This window comes from Saccharopolyspora rhizosphaerae, from assembly GCF_003931915.1.
GTDB lineage: Bacteria > Actinomycetota > Actinomycetes > Mycobacteriales > Pseudonocardiaceae > Saccharopolyspora > Saccharopolyspora rhizosphaerae.
On record NZ_RSAA01000032.1, the window covers coordinates 1 to 1075 of the forward strand.

The window sequence follows — 1075 nt, forward strand, 5'->3', positions numbered from 1 at the left end:
CTGGTTAAGCAGGTGCCCGACACGTATTCCGAACGGAAGCTGTCTGCTGCGGATCACACGTTGGACCGCGAGTCGGCGGATGCCGTGTTGGATGAGATCAACGAGCGCGCGGTGGAGGAAGCGCTGTTGATCAAGGAGGCCCAGGGCGGCGAAGTGACCGTCGTGTGCATGGGCCCGGACCGCGCCACGGATGCCATCCGCAAGGCGCTGTCGATGGGTGCGGACAAGGCGGTGCACCTCTCCGACGAGGCGTTGCACGGCACGGACGCGCCCGCCACCGCCAAGGCGCTGGCCAAGGTCATCGGCACCGTGGAGGGTGTCGACCTGGTCATCGCCGGCAACGAGGCGACCGACGGTCGCTCCGGTGCGGTGCCGGCGATGGTCGCCGAGGTGCTGGGTTGGCCGCAGCTGACCTTCGCGCGCAAGGTCGAGACCGACGGTTCGTCGGTGAAGATCGAGCGGGAGACCGACGCGGGCATCACGACCGTCGAGGCGGCCGTGCCGGCCGTCGTGTCGGTCACCGAGAAGATCAACGAGCCGCGGTACCCCTCCTTCAAGGGCATCATGGCCGCGAAGAAGAAGCCGGTGAGCGCCCTGACGCTGGCCGACGCGGGGATCGACGCGTCCGAGGTGGGGCTGGCCAACGCCGCCTCCCAGGTCGTCGAGTCCGCTCCGAAGCCGCCGAAGTCCGGTGGTGTGAAGGTCACCGACGAGGGAGAGGGCGGCGTGGGAGTCGCCGAGTTCCTGGCCGGCGAGAAGCTGCTCTGAGTCGTTCACGGTTTTCGAGGAGGCATTGATTCATGGCTGAGGTTCTGGTCCTCGTCGATCACGTGGACGGCGAGGTCAAGAAGGTCACGTACGAGCTGCTGACCGCGGCGCGTCGTCTCGGCGAGCCGTCGGCGGTCGTCGTCGGCGAGCCGGGCACCGCGGGCAAGCTGTCCGAGGCGCTGAGCTCCTACGGCGCGGCGAAGGTCTACGCGGCCGAGTCCGCCGAGGCCGCCGAGTACCTGGTGACGCCGCAGGTCGACGTGCTGGAGAAGCTGGCCGGTTCGGTGAGCCCGGCGGCCGTGCTGGT

General features: G+C 68.8%; 1 protein-coding gene and 1 pseudogene. Both read left to right on the forward strand.

Annotated features, from left to right (window positions below; genetic code table 11):
* The coding region (locus EIL87_RS22950; RefSeq protein ID WP_199740574.1) for an electron transfer flavoprotein subunit beta/FixA family protein at window positions 1-768 on the forward strand (768 nt) is incomplete at its 5' end.
* A gap of 32 nt (window positions 769-800) precedes the next feature.
* Window positions 801-1075, forward strand: a pseudogene (locus EIL87_RS22955) (electron transfer flavoprotein subunit alpha/FixB family protein); the annotation flags it as partial.